Below are 17,434 nucleotides of genomic sequence, written 5' to 3' on the forward strand. Positions count from 1 at the left end.
TGCATGCAAATACTCGACAATCACGGCTGTCCCATTAAAAATGTGACGTCTTTCCGAGCGTAGCGAGGAATCTCCTGCAAATTGGCACAATCTGAATTAATGCATTAATTATCATTTCCTTTTAAACTCTTTGTTTTTACAAGGAATTTAATGTTGTCATCAGAAGATGTACCTGGATTTTTATATCATTTCGACACGCTAAAGAAATTTAAGGATATGAGCATTAGGCGCCTGCAGAAAAAGGCTGGCAGGGGAGACTCAACTCTTGATATGATTTTAATGGCCGCATTGTAACGGGATCGTGCAACCTTGCAGGAGATTCCTCGCTACGCTCGGAAAGACGTCATATTTTTAATGGGACAGCCGTGGCTCGACAATTCTGGACTTCCCATCAATTTCTTCTAAAAAAATAAGTCATGTTCACCGCTTCACGAGTATAAAAGAATGTATTTCGTTCAGTATAACAACCAGGATCAAGTTTTATTTTCAATAATTTGCTAATATCAAACTAATTCTTTTTGTAAAGCGAATTACCATGACCAATAAACCACGCCTTATTATAGGCATCAGCGGCTCTTCCGGGATAATCTATGGCATCAGGCTACTGCAGGTATTAAGGCAATTATCTGTAGAAACCCATCTGGTAGTCAGTAAAGCCGGACAGTTAACACGAGCCTATGAAACAGAACTCAGCTCTGCTGAGCTTAAAGCCCTGGCTGACGTATATCATCCTTGTGCCGATGTGAGTGCCAGTATTGCCAGCGGATCATTTAAAACCATGGGGATGATTATCGCCCCATGCTCAATGAAAACCCTGGGGGAAATTGCTTCTGGAGTTAGCAGTACCTTGCTCACCCGCGCTGCTGATGTTGTTTTGAAAGAACGCAGAAAATTGGTTTTGATTCCTCGAGAAGCTCCGTTGCATCTTGGTCACCTTAACAATATGGTCAGCATTACACAAATGGGAGGCATCATATACCCGCCCGTTCCAGCTTTTTATACCAAACCGCAAAGCATAGCCGATTTGGTGGATGAAACAGTAGGCAGAGTATTGGATTTGTTTGATCTGGAAAGTGGTTTGCTCAAACGTTGGGGCGAAGAATAAAAAACGCGGCATCAGCCGCGCTTCTTAATAACTGCACGATGTAATGATTAGCATCCTGCTGCATTGGATGGATTTTCGACTGTATGCTCACCATTTAGAGGTTCAGTTGGTTGTGCAGACGAAGTTTCTTTTGCGAAAATTGCTGGAGTAAATATTGGCGCTTCATCAGAAGAGTCTAGTTTCAATAAACTTGAATCAGCATTAGTTTGAGTAGACATCAAACTGGACATGGGATTGTTTTTTGTACTTATTGAATCCACATCACCAAGTCCTTGGTAAGCCGAATTGTCTTGAAAACCATTTGACCCTTTAGGTTTAAAAAAGAAATCTCTAATGCCAGTGATTGTGTTAATAACAGCAGCACTGACATAAACAACAGCGCTGGTTGCTGCAGTAGCAAGACCACCAATAGCGCACAATTGAGCAACATAACCAGCACCCACAAGTGAAGCAATAGAGACCCCACCAATTGCAAAATTAGCAACGGCAGAAAGGGCGGCAGGCCAAAATGCAACAGAGAGGACAGCAAGACCAGCAGTAACCAATGAAGCCCAAAATGCAACAGCTATCGCTTTTTGATGATTACCGATAAAAGCAGAAATGCCTCTTGCAACAGCTTTGGTCGCATCAAGAATGAAATTACCAACCATTTTGGATACATCAACGATCACACTAAATAAGCCAGGGCGTATTGCTTCTTCACCGTCAGCGTCTATATAAGTAGATCCTAGTAATAAATTGGTCATACCAGAAAAAGTCCTGGCAGGAAGATAAAAAACACCTGTTGCAATATCCTTAAATGTCATTTTGTTACTCCAAAGTTATAAAACCAAACGGATTGTAGCAACCATGTTCCGGGTTGAGAATCCAAAACGTGCAAGATGTTGTAACAAAAGTGTAAATTGAACTGGTTCTTCTTTGATCGAATATTAAATATATTTACCTAAAAGGCAAAATTAATTGATCGCAATTAATCATAATTGATTAAATAATTTTACAATAGTACATTTTATGCCAATAAATGCTCTGTTGCGCTCACATCCTAAAGCTATGGCCAATTTTTGTGACCATTCTCACAAGCATAAAGCGCAAAACGTTGGGAATGCATTGATGAATTATCAATGCACCGCACTAACATTCAACCCAGAGTCGGACGGCTGTTTGATTCTGTAGAATCGATAGAATGTTCAACTAGTAAAACACTGTCGTCTGCATCATCAGAAGAATTATCGGAGCTCAATTCATAAAACTCCTCGTCATCATCTTTTTCAACATAATCATACGAATCAGGTTGAAAATACTGATTAAAATAATTATAGGTTCCCGTCGTAAGGATGTCTGTTTCGTGCTGTTCCTCATGTGTAAATAAAGCGTACAGATGAATTCCAATAGTAGTCAATTGTTTCACGACCATTATGCCTGGGGCAAGCACGCCAGCGCTGATCCCGACCATGATGGCGCTTAAAGCAAGCGCAGCGAGTGGGGAAGGCAAAGTCGTCAAAAATGCCAATGGAGTGATGCCGAAGAGAGTTATAGTGGAAAAGGCAAACAGAACCGGTGGAAAGATGACACTTAAAATGCCGGCGAGTAAACCGACGGTCAATGATGAGAGAAACAGCATCGTCAAATAAGATTTATTTCTTTTAAACCATTCGTTTATTATCGACCACATAGCATGACCTCAGCACAAAAAATGGGTGATTGTATCATTTCTTGCATCTAAATGAATTAATTATGACCAGCGATTTGGTAAATCGTCGGATCGTCTATTCCAGATCCAGAAAAACCCCGTTTTCTGAAAGTACAACTATCGCAAGAACCACAGGCCTCGCCCTTGTTATTTGCCTGGTAACACGAAACCGTCATTCCGTAATCAACACCTAATTGTATCCCCAACTGAATGGTTTCAATTTTACTTAAATGCTGCAAGGGGGTGTTAATACGAAATGAGTCCCCTTCAATACCCGCCTTGGTCGCCAAATTTGCCATATTTTGAAAAGCCTGAATAAATTCAGGCCGACAATCCGGGTAATGGGAAAAATCGACTGAACTGGCACCTATAAAAATATCTCTGGCACCGATGGATTCAGCTAAACCCAATGCCATTGATAAAAATATCGTATTTCGAGCAGGAACATAAGTAACCGGTATTTTTGGACTGTCCAGATAATCAGGAACATCAATGGATTGATCTGTTAACGCAGAACCACTAAATAATTGGGTATCCAGATTAACTATCTTGTGCTCGACCACACCATAATGCTGCGCTATCCTCGCAGCCGCAAGTAACTCAGCAGAATGCCTTTGACCGTATGAAAAACTGATTGCGTAACAGGCAAAGCCCCTGGATTTTGCCAGAGCCAGACAAGTGGTTGAATCCAGCCCACCAGATAGCAACACAACTGCTTTATTCATAAAATAACACCTCGTCTACTTTGAGCATTGCCTGCTCTTAAAATTTCCTGTTAAAATGCTGGCCAATTATGCCACAACTTGGAATGTGATGACGACTACTCTTTTTCCTGTAATTCTTGCTGGAGGTTCAGGTACGCGGTTATGGCCACTGTCCCGCCAGAACTTCCCAAAACAATTTCTCACATTAAATGGTGAATATTCTCTCTTGCAACAAACCATGAGAAGAGCGACCAGTTTACATTACGAGCGCATCACCATAGTGAGTAATGATGCTCATTACTTTCTCTGCCAGGAGCAACTGCAGGATTTTGATACACAGACCACTTATTTACTGGAACCTTGTGTACGCAATACCGCGCCTGCAATTGCCTGCGCTGCTCATCATTTAGTGCGTACAGCAGGACATGATGCGATCATGCTGGTCTTGCCCTCAGATCACTGGATAGCTGATGATCGTGCCTGGAAAAAAGCGATGCTCGATGGTGCACAATATGCCCTTGAACATAAGGCAATTGTCACATTTGGCATCGAACCTGATAGCCCAAAGACAGGTTATGGATACATTGAGTCAGGATTGGAATTAAGCGAAAATGTGAAACAAGTACTAAGCTTCCGAGAAAAACCCGATGCTCAAACTGCTGCTGAATTTATTGCTGACGGCAATTATTTTTGGAACAGCGGGATGTTCGTCTGTACGGCTGGCGTTTATCTGGAAGAATTGAATAAATTGGAACACAGCATCCATCAATACAGTGAACAAGCCTTGATTCACGCTCAGCACCATCATGATTTTGTACGACTGGATTTGGAACTATTTTCCCAATGTAAAGATGAATCGATTGATTATGCGATCATGGAAAAAACAAACAAAGCGGTTGTTATTCCAGTAAGCATGCAATGGAGTGATCTGGGCTGTTGGGCTGCTGTTGCTGATGCAAATCAGCCAGATGAGCACGGAAATACAATAACCGGCAAAGTCATCGCACAAGACAGTCACAATTGTTTAATTAACAGTGAACACTTACTCGTAACAACCGTAGGAATTAACAACCAAATCATTGTAGCCACCAGTGATGCTGTTCTGGTTGCCGATAAACAATACTCGCAACAAGTCAAAGAATTGGTTAATTCATTGCGCAAAGAACATCACCACCTGACCCAGGATCACCAACGGGTAAATCGCCCTTGGGGTTACTACGAAATTTTAGCCGAAGGTGTTGCCTTTAAAGTAAAACGCCTCATGCTAAAACCAGGAGCAAAAATATCCTTACAAATGCATCAGCATCGAGCAGAACATTGGGTCGTAGTCGGTGGAGAAGCGGAAGTGATTAACGGGAAACAAAAAATTCAATTGTCTGTAAATCAATCCACTTACATCCCGCAAAATACGCTGCATCGTCTGAGTAATCCGGGAAATGCTCCACTGTATGTAATCGAAGTACAAAGCGGAGCCTATCTTGGTGAAGATGATATAAAACGTTTTGATGATGTTTATTTAAGAAGAGGCGTTGAACCATTACCGGCTTGATAACATTCTTAACTTGAATGAACATGATTGGCGCATCCTGCTGACTGAAGGGACTTAGCAGACCAGTAGGTTGCCCTAATCACACTCACAAAACAAGCACTCGCACCAATTCAGTAAATCGCTGCAACCCTAATGCACTGGAAAATAATTCAATTCAACTAATTACTGCCTTCAATTGAACAGTTGCACTCAATCACTCTATTTTACGCAAAATTTAGTATCAATACTGTAAATCTGCAAATAATCACCTTGTTTTTAAATTAAATGCTATGTTATAAAAAAATACACTTCTGTTCTATTTTTAGTATAATTAACAGGTAGTCACCAAAAAACACTTAATCCTAGAGGTGATGTTATGGCAACAAGCAGCTTAATTCTCGAATCTTACCGTCAAACTGTTGATATGGATAAGATGGATAAGCGACGCCGTAACATAATGGTTGAGAATCTCATTGCCTATAATAAAACACAGAGTGGCGTGGATTTTTTAACCCCACTGAGTTATTACCTGTCTATGTTGGAAGATACTGACGAAGTCATGTTTTCTTACATGAGTCAGGAAAAAAAAGATATTCTTCTGCGCGATTTACAAGTCACTTATTTATTGTTGCTTGCTCAAAAAAGACATGAAACAACTCATCAGAAAACAGAAAATGTCAAATCCTATAAGGCCAGTATTACACGATGTCAACAATTAATTGATGCCCTCAACTATCAAAAAGTGTGCGAGGAGCAACAAATTGATCCAGCGCCCGAACACGGCTATGCCACCGATGGCTATCCAGTAACCTATTCATTTATTGATTTAGGACAATGGTTTGGTGAAAAAATGGATGAAGTCTCCAGCCGTGCAACCAAAACCATCAAGGAAGCGATGGGCTGGTTTAATGAAAAACGTCTCTACTGGGTATGGGGAGGCGGATTTTTAAAAACGGTGCTTGAATTATTGCCGCCTGATTTCTTTAATGTTTCAGATGCTACAACCGTAGCCAAATCACCCGATCCTTATACGGGCGCACTGAGTTGGGGTTTGTATTATTTTCGTGGCTCACTCAATTTATTTTTACTTCTTAAACACACCATTAAAGGTCCCTGGATGAGTGAAGAAGAGAGTAGCACTCCATGGACACAACGATTTCTTACCCAATGGAATCAGAGAAAATTTACTCTTCTCAACGATTTTGTCTGGGCAACAGGAAACTGTCTTTGCTACTTTGTTCTGACTGGAAAAGGAACATTAGGGACTTGGGGGGATTTTTTAACTATAGCGCTCCTGGCTTTTGATATTGCACTTGCTGTATGGGACTTTGAAGAAAACAGAACTCAGTTCCTCAAAGAAATGCAGGAATATGATCGAGAAATCGGGGAAATAAAGGAATTAATCAAAAAAATTAACGAGGATCCTGAGGCTGATGAGACCGAGCAAAAAAGGCTTAAAGAGTATTATCTGCAATTGCAGGGTTTGGAGAAAGCTAGAAGACAGTGCCAGAAAGACTGGAATTATCAAAATATAAACCTGGCTGCCAATATCGGTTATGCTGTTGGTTTAATGCTGGCCTTCACATTGGTAGCATTACCCTTCCTGCCGATAACAGGCCCGCTATTAATCGCCCTAAGCGTCACGGGAACCGTGCTTTGTTTTGCATTTACGGTGATTAATAACGCCGTCAAAGGAGGCATAGAAATTTACAAAGCCTATGAATCCAAAAAAGAGGCGCAACAGGATTACAAAAATAAATTAGCAGAATTCCATGAATTGTTATTAAAGAATCCTGATTTGGATGACAATGAAAAGAAATTAATGTTCCTGGAAATCAAAAAAACTCTGGCGGAAACAGAATATCAAAAGCAAATGATCGTTTTTCAAACCATGCATCTTGTTCGATCACTGATCATGGAAACATTTATTCCGGCCTTTATTTTTGTTAATCTGGTTTTTTTACCTATGGGAATTGGGCTAGCCTTTTTGGGCGCGGCATTTGTTCTGGCGATATGCACTAATTTATTGATCAATAAACTGTTTACACCTGAAAAAATGGCGCTTAAAGAGTTTGATGAACTTGAATACAAAGCCTTTTGTGCCGATCCCGACCATTGGGGTACGAAACCCTCAAAAGGATCACAGGGTTTCTTTAAACCAGAGGAACATCCATCCCCTCCTGTAAAGCAAGTTTCTGATGAGACAGAGGATGACCTTACTGACGAACAACAACCTCTTCTGGAACCTAAACCAGCCCCCTGTAATGGCCTTGACTAAATAACAATTGTCCCACTTAAAAAATGAATTTGGTTGGGACAATTGCTAAAAAAGTGTATAATTGCTCTTTTTGTTACACAATAAATGGTCAGACATGAATCTTCAACAGTTATATGATGTCATTGTAGTCGGTGGCGGACATGCGGGAACAGAGGCAGCTCTTGCAGCAGCTCGTATGGGCATGCAAACCTTGTTACTCACACATAATATGGACTTGCTCGGTCAGATGTCGTGTAATCCAGCCATTGGCGGAATTGGTAAAGGGCATCTGGTTAAAGAGATTGATGCACTGGATGGAGCAATGGCCAAGGCTGCCGACAAGGCAGGAATTCAATTCCGGATACTCAATGCGTCCAAGGGACCAGCCGTTCGTGCCACACGAGCTCAGGCTGATCGGGTACTTTACAGACAAGCAATTCGAGAACAATTACAAAACCAACCCAATCTGACCCTGTTTCAACAGGCTGTTGACGATTTATTAATTGAAAGCGGGAAAGTTGCCGGTGTAGTAACCCAAATGGGTTTTACCCTACGCGCTCGTGCAGTGGTACTCACCGTAGGGACCTTTTTAGGCGGAAAAATTCATGTTGGAATGAGTCAATACGCAGGTGGCCGTGCAGGCGATCCTCCATCCATTGAGTTAGCAAACAGCCTGCGTGACCTGGAGCTTCCTGTTGGTCGTTTGAAAACGGGAACTCCTCCGCGAATAGACCGGCGTTCACTTGATTTCAGCCAGATGACCGTGCAGCCTGGTGACAGCCCATTGCCCGTATTTTCCTACCTGGGCTCAGTCAGTGATCATCCAGAGCAAGTACCTTGCCATATAACACATACTACAGAAGCCACTCATGACATCATTCGTAACAACCTGCATCAATCACCGATGTATGCGGGGGTTATTGAAGGAGTTGGGCCACGGTATTGCCCTTCAATCGAAGACAAAGTAGTGCGTTTTGCTGATAAACTATCGCATCAGATTTTTGTCGAACCAGAAGGATTGACTACTGAAGAAATCTATCCGAATGGCATTTCAACCAGTTTGCCTTTTGAAGTCCAGGTTCAATTTGTAAGAACGATAAAAGGATTTGAAAACGCGCACATTACCCGGCCAGGATATGCCATAGAATATGATTATTTTGATCCCCGTGGACTGACTTCGTTTCTGCAAACCAAAGCAGTACCCAATTTATTTTTTGCAGGACAAATTAATGGCACTACCGGTTATGAGGAAGCAGCAGCTCAAGGAATCATTGCCGGGATGAACGCGGCCCTGCAAGTACAAGGGAAAGATTTGTGGTGTCCACGCCGTGATGAAGCTTATATTGGCGTGCTGATTGACGACCTGGTTACTTGCGGAACTCAAGAACCCTACAGAATGTTTACCTCCCGAGCAGAATATCGCTTGCTTCTTCGTGAAGATAATGCAGATTTGCGTTTAACAGCCAAAGGTCGTGAGTTGGGATTGGTCGGTGACGCCCGTTGGGAACGCTTTTCTAGCAAAAGAGAGTCAATTGAAACGACTCAGTCGTTATTGCATGAAACCTGGGTTCGTGTCGGTCATTATGACGCATTAAAAGATATTCTTGATAAACCCATGCAGCATGATAATCGAGCGTCCGAATTTTTAAAACGCCCCGAAATCAATTACCAGCATTTATTAATGCTTCAAGATTTGAACTTGCCTCAATTACCTGCTGATGTTACTGAGCAAATTGAAATTCAAAACAAGTACGCCGGATACATTGAAAGGCAAGAACAGGATATTGAAAAATTACGTAAATACGAACACACAGCGTTACCTGAGCATCTCGATTACACTACGGTTACCGGACTATCAAGCGAAGTAATGCAAAAATTGGCTAAAATAAAACCCACTTCGTTAGCCCAGGCAGGTCGTATTTCAGGAGTTACTCCTGCTGCTTTGTCGCTCTTATTAGTACATTTGAAAAAAAATCGGCTAAGCGCATGAATGATGATTTAATTCTTAAAGACATACTGGATAATGGACTGAACCAATTTGGTCTAAATACACTTTGTGACCCATTATGGCATTATTTGCTTTTGTTACAAAAGTGGAATACAGCATATAATCTGACTGCGGTTCGCGAGCCTGAGGCGATGATCAGCAAACATTTGCTAGATAGCCTGGCGATTTTCCCCTGGCTAAAAGGCAACCGTATTCTGGATGTCGGAACTGGCGCAGGATTACCCGGTATTCCTTTAGCTATAGCCAATCCGGATAAGCATTTTGTCCTTCTGGACAGCAATGGAAAAAAAATCCGGTTTTTAACTGAAGTGAAACGGCAACTTGACTTAAAAAATCTGGAAGTTGTACAATTTCGAGTCGAAAACTACCACCCAGCTCAAGGTTTTGATACAGTAACAAGTAGAGCATTCAGCAGCCTGGAACAAATGATTTACTGGACGAAGCACCTTATTGCCAATAATGGAATTTGGCTGGCAATGAAAGGACGATATCCAGATACTGAATTAAACATGATTCACCAAACATACCAAGTCGAGAAGTATACCGTTGACGGTGTTGATGGTGAACGCTGCTGTGTCATTATAGATAACACAACCAAGGAATAATTATGGCGAAAGTCATAGCCATTGCCAATCAAAAAGGTGGAGTGGGTAAAACCACTACTGCCATTAATTTAGCAGCATCTTTAGCTGCAAATCGTCAGCAAATATTGCTTATTGATTTAGACCCTCAGGGTAACGCCACTATGGGTAGCGGTGTTGATAAAAATCAGTTGGTTCATACCACAAATGATGTATTGTTACATGACTGCCTTGCAGAACAAGCCAGTCTTTCAACGGTCTGTGGCTATGACTTAATCCCGGGCAATGGCGATTTAACCGTAGCTGAAGTCAGCCTGATGGAACGCAACCATCGAGAAACTTTTTTATATAAAGCCCTGCAACCAATAAAAAGCAATTACGATTTTATACTGATTGATTGCCCACCCGCTTTAAATACATTAACAATAAATGCTTTTGTCGCTGCGGATTCCGTGTTAATTCCCATGCAATGTGAATATTATGCCCTGGAAGGTTTGGCCGCGTTATTATCGACTATTGAACAGGTAAAATCTTCAGTAAATCCTCGTTTACATCTTGAAGGGGTTCTTCGTACGATGTACGACGCTCGAAACCGCTTGTGCGCTGAAGTTTCCAAGCAATTATTAGAGCACTTCCCGGCAAAAATCTATAGGACAGTAATTCCGCGTAATGTTCGGCTGGCTGAAGCACCCAGTCACGGATTACCGGCTTTACACTATGATAAATCATCACCAGGCGCGGCAGCATATATGGTGCTTGCCTCTGAAGTGATTAGCAAACAAACCGTAGCAGGCTAATTTGGGGTAATTTATGACAGTAAAACGCAGCAGCTTAGGACGTAACTTATCCGCCTTATTAAGTCAATCTGGCACGACTCTGCTTAATGATAAACCACAAACTGATAACCTTAAATTAGCAGTTAACTGTCTACAGCCTGGAAAATATCAACCTCGTGGGGAAATGGAACAAGCACCACTGCTTGAGTTGGCTGAATCGATAAAAAAGCAGGGCTTATTACAACCTTTATTGGTGCGTGAATTAAGTAATGGCCGCTATGAAATCATTGCTGGAGAACGGCGCTGGCGCGCCAGCCAAATTGCTGGACTTACCGAAGTACCTGTCTTACTAAAGCAGGTTGATGATGAAACTGCTATGGCGATGGCTTTGGTGGAAAACCTGCAACGTGAAGATTTAAATGCCATGGATCAAGCAAGAGCCATGCACCGGCTTACCAGTGAGTTTGCGCTGACCCACCAACAAGTTGCCGATTTACTGTGTAAATCGAGAACCGCAGTCAGTAATTTTCTCCGCCTGCTCTCTCTTTCATCCTCGGTAAAAAAACTACTGGAGCATGGTGATATCGACATGGGACACGCTCGTGCCTTACTCATGCTGGATGAAGAGCAGCAAAGCCAGGTTGCGCAATTAATCATCGCGAAAAATCTATCTGTGCGAGAAACTGAAAAACTGGTCGAGCGAGTTAAAGCAGGAACAATAGAGCAAAAAACAGATGAAGAACCGGCTCCGCTCTACAAAGAAAAAATAAGTGATTTGGCACAACACCTGCAGACTCAAGTCAAGTTAAAACCTGGTAAAGCAGGAAAAGGCTCATTGGTCATTCACTATGAAAACGCCACAACCTTACAAAAAATATTTGAGCAATTGATGAGTTAATGGCATTGCTCAATCGCTCATAGTTCAAATAACGGAGTATTCCTGATGGAAAATCATTTTTGTTCCCGACTTTCCAACTGAATTCGTTCAAACCGAAAGAGTCTTAATATTGCCTTAATGATTTAAGATTAAACTTGTCTGGGTAGTAAAACCAAGGTTCTTGCAGGAGTACTTAATGCCTAAAATTCATAATTTTTTCTCAAACACTAAAATTTTTGTTAACCAAAAAACACCCGATCCGAAAAAGAATTTCTTTGAAAATTATTCCGATCATCTCGATTTTATGATCATTCATTTTCAACAAAAATTTAATAAATTAAAGAATATAAACGATCTGGACGTTGCTTTGGACTATATAGGTGACGAGGCCATCAAACGCCTTAAGATGTTTGATCCCCTTCGTGATGGACATGACTATTTTGATGAAGTCGTTGGAGCTACAGGCCTTCCAGCCCTTGGCATCATTGCCTCAATTGCCAGTTTAGGAACCGCAATATGGGAAAGTGCTCAAGCATTAGCCATTGAAATGGGGATTAAACGCAATGATCGTGAAGACCATCTGGATATTGCTGCTGGCTATCTAATTCTCTCAGCTGCAGCAATTATTATCGCTATAGCCAGCTTTGTTAAATCTGCGATAAGTTTAATCACACGGCCTTTAGTAACCGCTTTATCTGGATACGCTGAGCAAGATGAAGACCGTTTTCATAATGAAGACGCGCTTATTGGCAAATCCTTTAGATAAGGTATTTGTTTAAAGCATAATCTTTTGAGTCATATCCAGAAATAATTAGTGCTCCATTCTTTTTTTGCAAGAGCACTGGTATTAATACCCAATACCCCATTCTATTGAGCAATAGAATGGGGTAACTTGAACATTAAATTTTTGTTACCAAATCTAGTAATATGATTATTTTCTGCCCATACCCTTTAGTGTGTCACTAGCAGATAGAATTTCTTCTTCGCTTAATTCGGAGCCCTGCTCTATGTCTTTAATGGCGGATTCAACTCGACCACTCATTTCTCCTAATTGTTGGCGGAAGAAATTGATACGCTGAGCAAAATTACCGTGAGACTTTTCTTTTCCGTGCTTAGAATTCAATGTCACATTTTCTTGATATGCCGCATCGATGAGTTTATTGATTTTCTCATTCACCGCTTTCATACTCTCTAAAGTATTTGCCGAGTTGATCTCTTGTGTTAAATCAACCAAACCTTCAGATAATTTTTTAGCTATCTCCTCTCGATCCTTAGTCAGTGTTGAACCTGTAATATAATCTTTTAATTTATATAAAAACTTCATAAATGAAGAGGATTGATAAGCCTCAAGATCCATTTTAGCTGACTTGACTATTAATTTCAGGCGAGCAAGATATGAGTTACACAAATCACCCGCATTGATCTCACGAAAGCGACCAAACTGTTTGCTTTGTGATACATCTATTTTTAAATGTCTTTCAATAATGTTACTGGAAGAAAAGGTTAATACTTTAACATCAGAGATATCCACGCCTTGTTTTCTGAAATAATCTAACGTTTTATACATGCTATAAAGACTTGGTCTATAGTGCCCACTATGCTCCGTTATGGAAATTAACTTGCCATTTTTAATTTCAATTTCACCGGCTGAAACCACAGGTACCCCTGCGTTCATTGATGAATGAGCAATACCTGTTTTATCATGGTCAATATGTTGAAAGATAGTTAACTCACCATTCACATTTAGTGTAAATGCAGCAAATCCTTCCTTGTCATGGGAGATACTGTTTTGAGTATCAAATACCTCACCGCCAGCGTTATAGAACGCGCCTTGTCTAATTACAGCCCTCAGCATGTCACGTTCTTCAGGATTGAAAAATTCCGTTTTTTGAAGGTTTACTCTTCCATGTTTCAATTTTAATTGACCTTTATCCTTTAATTTTGAATTTGGATTAACATCCAAAATATCTTTCTTTTGAATTAATTTATCGACTTCTTCAATATGAGTAACGCCTGTTTTTTCAGTTTGTTTTAGATCTGATTTAATTTTTTCACTAAGAACAATTGGAGATTTGCCAGGAATAAAATCAGGATTATCATCTTTACGTAATTCTCTCTCCAACATTAACCTTTCCAAGGTTTCGTTTAAACTTTCCAGGATATCCTGATCTTTTAAATCGAGCACAAAAATCATGTAGTTTTGTGCGATAAGTCTGTCTTCCTCAGTGCGTTTATCGTCCTTGTAAATTTCCCAGGCGTGATCCAACCGGTGTGCAAGTGTCCCCCTCCCATTGTATAAATCTTGTCTTAACTGATCTTGACGTTCAGTCATTTTTGACATTATATGGATGAAGGCTTGACAACTTCTGGCTTGCTTATCAGTGATGTGATCCAATTTTATGTTGAATTTTTCTACTAAAATACCTTCTGCTTTTTTTACTCGGTCGTTAGCCTCTTCTTGACTTTCAGTATCTTCATTTCTCGGTGTAATGTATCGAATATAAGCTTCGTCAATCACCTTATTTCTTCGATCAAGGCTCGTTGCTTTACCCAAGCGATTTTGAAAGGATTTCAAGCGACTTCTTGCGCGTACAGTTAACTCATCCTCCCCTTCTTTGAGTTCCCGAACTAAATTAGGTTCGACTAATTCCTCATGCAATTCTTTTCTTTGTAAAATCGCTGTATTATAGTCAATCGTCTTCGCTACAGCGCGTTCAAAAGCATCATCATTTTCAATCTTGAACAATTGTTCCAATGTAAGAGAATTAAACCCTGGTAAGTTTTTAAATTCATCTTGCACTTCTGGTAGTTCTAAAACACTGATAAATTCATTTAAACTATGGCCTCCATAATAGTACGTCAAATAAGATATAAAGGATTTGAAATAATTTCTTAATTGTTCTTCAATCTCATTAGCATCTTTACCTTTTGCTTCATACACGTATTTTTTGTCTCTAAACAATTGAGCCATGGCTCTTACTTGTATCAACATAGTTCCAGAAATGGAGTTAACAAAAGGAGCTACTTTCGTAGCAAATGTTCTATCAGGGATCAGATGTTCTTCCCCATCATCCATATAAGTACTGTTATCTGCTGGCCTACCATAGCGGGCTGGCATTTCAGAATGCAATTCATCATCGCGTCTGAGTGGCATGTAGGATCTCATAATGCCCAGATTGTTGGAACGAACCGTTTGCACATGACCAGTAACAGTGTCTTTTCTGGCTACTCTACCGCGGTTTGGCGGGTCAAAAACATAATCTTTTTTAGAATACAAATTAAGAGGATAACGACTATTATTCTTTTTATTATTAACTACTGACATGGCTACCTGAGAACACTGGGCCAACAGCGTCATTTTATCTTTTCTTTCTTGCAATATCTCTTCTGGTGATTTTTTACCTTTACCTGTTTCAGGTTTTAGAGATTGAAAACTGGTTGGATCTTTTAAAGCAAGAATTCCTTCTCCATATTCCTTTTGTGTCCCGGACAAGTCCTCGATGCTCCATTTGGTACCACCATAGACATGTTGCAAAAGATATTGTTTTGTGGATTCACCCAATCTAATAAACATACTCTCAAAATGTCTCTTTAATCTTCTGCTATCTAAGGAATCAAGAGAATCTGATAAGGTTTCGTGACTTAATTGACTTTCAAAATAACGACGAACAGGATCATCATTAATAGCCGCTCTGTCCTCAGTAATCTCATATTTTGATAAAGTGTCGTCTTGAAGCAACTGCTCCAGTATCTCAGCATCCTGGGGAGATCGAACACCAGATAAATATAGGGATTTAATCTTATCGTAAGTTTCTGTGTTGCTTTTGTCTTTACGATATTTTTGGGCCAAGATTGTTAGGGCTTGAAATACTGTAATTTTCATAAGGACCACCCGAAAAAGGATAAACAACTATTCCCAAATATAATTATGGTCTATTTTTGTGGTTATTGGTTTATTTATATATTTATTGGGCTTTATATTGATAGATTATCAAATGCATATTAAGAAATTATTAATGTTATTACTTTGTGTAAAAAATTAGTACAAATATTGGGGTCTATTGACAATAGCGCCCTAAGCCCACGTTCATTGTTTTATGCGCTGAACGTAGACTAAGGGCCGAATTAAAAGCAGCTTCATTCTAAATGATTCATCAGTCAACTATAAAAAACTTTGTGCCGGAACCAGATATTCCTCATCTTTATTCACATCTTTTGGGGTTGGTGAAACTTTATATAACGCATATACAATTAAAACAAGAATAGCAACTGAACTCACTAATAATCCCAAAAACATTACGGGATCAACTTCTGTTGTAACAGATGAATTTGGTCCCAAAGTGTTAGCAGCTTGAGCACTTATTTGAGAAAACATTGACGCAGCACCAATTGCCAAATTTCTTTTACTAAAAAATGTTGGAGGATAAGAAGTTGAGGTGCAACCTAAGGTTTCTAAACGATTAAAATGTTCTTGTAACAAATACACTTGAGTTGGGATGATTTCTACTATTTGTTGTTGATCGAGCAACCTAAAATCTTGCTCGAGAGCGTCATAGTCATCATTCCAAAAAACCGTGGAGACAATCACGTTTGCTATTGAAGAGGCTGGTTTAATGATGTCGTTTTCACGACATCGCCATTCGATTTTATAACCGCCACCATGAAATACAGGCGGCTTTAGTTTAGAAATAGTCCCTCCATGATAAGGGGCTACTAACTGATACATACTTGCAAAAGGTCCCCATTTACTTTGGTCATGGAGCTGTTTAATGGGGTCTTCAATACTCAAACCTAAATGTAAACGCAGATGGAGCTGGCGTATATCCACTCCAGTTCGAATTTGATACATTTCCGGCGCAACGCCCCCTGGAGCTCGTGCTGCGACTTCCAGAAAAACCAGTTCATTATTCGACGTTTTTTTAAATACCTCTAAATGCGTCACTCCATCAGGAAGTATTGGAAAATGGCTTAATGCTTCCTCAGCAAATTGTTTTAAACGCTTATAGTCTTCTGCACCTGGATTCAGGGTCATTGTTGCCAATGCTTTTCCTGAAAGAGCATCCGCATTGGGATGTAAGTACTGACTAACCAAGGTAAACTGTACCTGACCATTTTGAACCACTGAATCACAGTGAAATAAAATTCCATCGATGTATTCATCAATTTCATAAACGTGACTACTCTCCGATGCTTTGTTACTCCACGCTCTTAATGCTTCAGTATCCTGAATAAACGCTGTATTAAGACTGCCGGCGCTATCAACAGGCTTAGCAAACATAGGAAATCCCAGTAATTGTTCAATTGATTGAAGATAGGCTTCAGGATTATGTTTATAGGCTTCAGAATCAAATTCAGTGTAATTTGGTAGTTTAACGCCCTTAGGCCCCAGATGTTTTTTCATCAATAATTTATTACGAAAATTTTGAATAACGTCTATACCCGGTCCTTGTATATTAAAGGCCTCTCTATAATGATCTCTTAATTGAGCAACGAGCTCTAATTGAAATTCATGTAAGGTAGCTATGTTGGATTGATCGCCCATTTGATAATATTGAGCAAATATTTTATCCATTTCCTGTTTTGCTTGCACAAACTCAAATTGTTCTAACTCAATAATGGCAGTGAAGCTTTTTTTAGCCTGCGTGCCTAGTGAATCAATACTACCTTGTTCACTAATAAGCACTAAAATCATCTCGGGGTCTTGTTCGTTTATTAGATTATCCCAATCAACCAAAGATAAAGCAGATTTTTGTTGTATGATAAAAAAGATTTTTCTCATTAATACTCCATTATACAGATTGTGTTCCGTTATTTAATAACAATATGTCGTCATTTTAATCAATGCTACAGTGTTGATGAAGCACACTCGCCCAGTTTAGAAATAACCCGTTTATTAATTCCTTTTTTT

The 17,434-nt window shown here is 40.0% G+C and carries 14 protein-coding genes; 9 read left to right on the forward strand and 5 right to left on the reverse strand.

Annotated elements, in window-relative coordinates; all coding sequences use genetic code 11:
• Positions 1–150: 150 nt before the first annotated feature.
• Both G543_RS18860 and G543_RS0100685 read left to right on the forward strand, forming a co-directional pair.
• A complete protein-coding gene (locus tag G543_RS18860) occupies positions 151–294 on the forward strand; it encodes a hypothetical protein (protein ID WP_155824900.1) in 144 nt (47 codons plus the stop codon).
• Positions 295–535: 241 nt separating this feature from the next.
• Positions 536–1,105, forward strand: a complete 570-nt coding sequence (locus G543_RS0100685; protein ID WP_028382806.1) for a UbiX family flavin prenyltransferase — start codon at positions 536–538, stop codon at positions 1,103–1,105.
• Between the two features lie 47 nt (positions 1,106–1,152).
• Here G543_RS0100685 and G543_RS18225 read toward each other — a convergent pair whose 3' ends face one another.
• The 3 genes from G543_RS18225 to queC form a co-directional block, all read right to left on the reverse strand.
• Entirely contained in the window at positions 1,153–1,911 is a 759-nt protein-coding gene (locus G543_RS18225) for a hypothetical protein (RefSeq protein WP_051190535.1), read from the reverse strand.
• A gap of 332 nt (positions 1,912–2,243) precedes the next feature.
• Positions 2,244–2,777: a hypothetical protein gene (locus tag G543_RS18865; protein WP_133141353.1), complete on the reverse strand. Its 534-nt coding sequence runs from the start codon at positions 2,775–2,777 to the stop codon at positions 2,244–2,246.
• Between the two features lie 56 nt (positions 2,778–2,833).
• Entirely contained in the window at positions 2,834–3,520 is a 687-nt protein-coding gene (gene queC, locus G543_RS0100700) for a 7-cyano-7-deazaguanine synthase QueC (RefSeq protein WP_028382807.1), read from the reverse strand.
• A gap of 88 nt (positions 3,521–3,608) precedes the next feature.
• Here queC and G543_RS0100705 point away from each other — a divergent pair, with 88 nt between their 5' ends.
• The 7 genes from G543_RS0100705 (at position 3,609) to G543_RS0100735 (ending at position 12,292) form a co-directional block, all read left to right on the forward strand.
• Positions 3,609–5,048: a mannose-1-phosphate guanylyltransferase/mannose-6-phosphate isomerase gene (locus G543_RS0100705; protein ID WP_028382808.1), complete on the forward strand. Its 1,440-nt coding sequence runs from the start codon at positions 3,609–3,611 to the stop codon at positions 5,046–5,048.
• A 355-nt stretch (positions 5,049–5,403) separates the two neighbouring features.
• Positions 5,404–7,305: a hypothetical protein gene (locus G543_RS0100710; protein ID WP_028382809.1), complete on the forward strand. Its 1,902-nt coding sequence runs from the start codon at positions 5,404–5,406 to the stop codon at positions 7,303–7,305.
• Between the two features lie 94 nt (positions 7,306–7,399).
• Positions 7,400–9,274, forward strand: a complete 1,875-nt coding sequence (mnmG, locus tag G543_RS0100715; RefSeq protein WP_028382810.1) for a tRNA uridine-5-carboxymethylaminomethyl(34) synthesis enzyme MnmG — start codon at positions 7,400–7,402, stop codon at positions 9,272–9,274.
• Positions 9,271–9,897, forward strand: coding sequence for a 16S rRNA (guanine(527)-N(7))-methyltransferase RsmG (gene rsmG, locus G543_RS0100720; RefSeq protein ID WP_028382811.1), 627 nt, complete (start codon positions 9,271–9,273; stop codon positions 9,895–9,897). The genes mnmG and rsmG overlap by 4 nt, the downstream gene beginning before the upstream one ends.
• A gap of 2 nt (positions 9,898–9,899) precedes the next feature.
• Entirely contained in the window at positions 9,900–10,670 is a 771-nt protein-coding gene (locus G543_RS0100725; RefSeq protein ID WP_028382812.1) for a ParA family protein, read from the forward strand.
• Positions 10,671–10,683: 13 nt separating this feature from the next.
• A complete protein-coding gene (locus G543_RS0100730; protein WP_028382813.1) occupies positions 10,684–11,547 on the forward strand; it encodes a ParB/RepB/Spo0J family partition protein in 864 nt (287 codons plus the stop codon).
• A 175-nt stretch (positions 11,548–11,722) separates the two neighbouring features.
• On the forward strand, positions 11,723–12,292 hold the full coding sequence (locus G543_RS0100735; protein WP_051190538.1) for a hypothetical protein: 570 nt from the start codon (positions 11,723–11,725) through the stop codon (positions 12,290–12,292).
• A 165-nt stretch (positions 12,293–12,457) separates the two neighbouring features.
• On the opposite strand, the gene G543_RS18240 is transcribed toward G543_RS0100735, so the two are convergent.
• Positions 12,458–15,409, reverse strand: coding sequence for a hypothetical protein (locus G543_RS18240; RefSeq protein WP_051190539.1), 2,952 nt, complete (start codon positions 15,407–15,409; stop codon positions 12,458–12,460).
• Positions 15,410–15,688: 279 nt separating this feature from the next.
• Positions 15,689–17,305, reverse strand: coding sequence for an ATP-grasp domain-containing protein (locus G543_RS0100745; RefSeq protein WP_028382815.1), 1,617 nt, complete (start codon positions 17,303–17,305; stop codon positions 15,689–15,691).
• Positions 17,306–17,434 lie beyond the last annotated feature (129 nt).

The organism is Legionella moravica DSM 19234 (assembly GCF_000423305.1).
GTDB lineage: Bacteria > Pseudomonadota > Gammaproteobacteria > Legionellales > Legionellaceae > Legionella > Legionella moravica.

Excerpts from the sequence above, each read along its gene's own strand:
- G543_RS18860 (WP_155824900.1), top strand. The coding sequence starts at position 151 with ATGTTGTCATCAGAAGATGTACCTGGATTTTTATATCATTTCGACACG.
- G543_RS0100685 (WP_028382806.1), top strand. The coding sequence starts at position 536 with ATGACCAATAAACCACGCCTTATTATAGGCATCAGCGGCTCTTCCGGG.
- G543_RS18225 (WP_051190535.1), bottom strand. The coding sequence starts at position 1,911 with ATGACATTTAAGGATATTGCAACAGGTGTTTTTTATCTTCCTGCCAGG.
- G543_RS18865 (WP_133141353.1), bottom strand. The coding sequence starts at position 2,777 with ATGTGGTCGATAATAAACGAATGGTTTAAAAGAAATAAATCTTATTTG.
- queC (WP_028382807.1), bottom strand. The coding sequence starts at position 3,520 with ATGAATAAAGCAGTTGTGTTGCTATCTGGTGGGCTGGATTCAACCACT.
- G543_RS0100705 (WP_028382808.1), top strand. The coding sequence starts at position 3,609 with ATGACGACTACTCTTTTTCCTGTAATTCTTGCTGGAGGTTCAGGTACG.
- G543_RS0100710 (WP_028382809.1), top strand. The coding sequence starts at position 5,404 with ATGGCAACAAGCAGCTTAATTCTCGAATCTTACCGTCAAACTGTTGAT.
- mnmG (WP_028382810.1), top strand. The coding sequence starts at position 7,400 with ATGAATCTTCAACAGTTATATGATGTCATTGTAGTCGGTGGCGGACAT.
- rsmG (WP_028382811.1), top strand. The coding sequence starts at position 9,271 with ATGAATGATGATTTAATTCTTAAAGACATACTGGATAATGGACTGAAC.
- G543_RS0100725 (WP_028382812.1), top strand. The coding sequence starts at position 9,900 with ATGGCGAAAGTCATAGCCATTGCCAATCAAAAAGGTGGAGTGGGTAAA.
- G543_RS0100730 (WP_028382813.1), top strand. The coding sequence starts at position 10,684 with ATGACAGTAAAACGCAGCAGCTTAGGACGTAACTTATCCGCCTTATTA.
- G543_RS0100735 (WP_051190538.1), top strand. The coding sequence starts at position 11,723 with ATGCCTAAAATTCATAATTTTTTCTCAAACACTAAAATTTTTGTTAAC.
- G543_RS18240 (WP_051190539.1), bottom strand. The coding sequence starts at position 15,409 with ATGAAAATTACAGTATTTCAAGCCCTAACAATCTTGGCCCAAAAATAT.
- G543_RS0100745 (WP_028382815.1), bottom strand. The coding sequence starts at position 17,305 with ATGAGAAAAATCTTTTTTATCATACAACAAAAATCTGCTTTATCTTTG.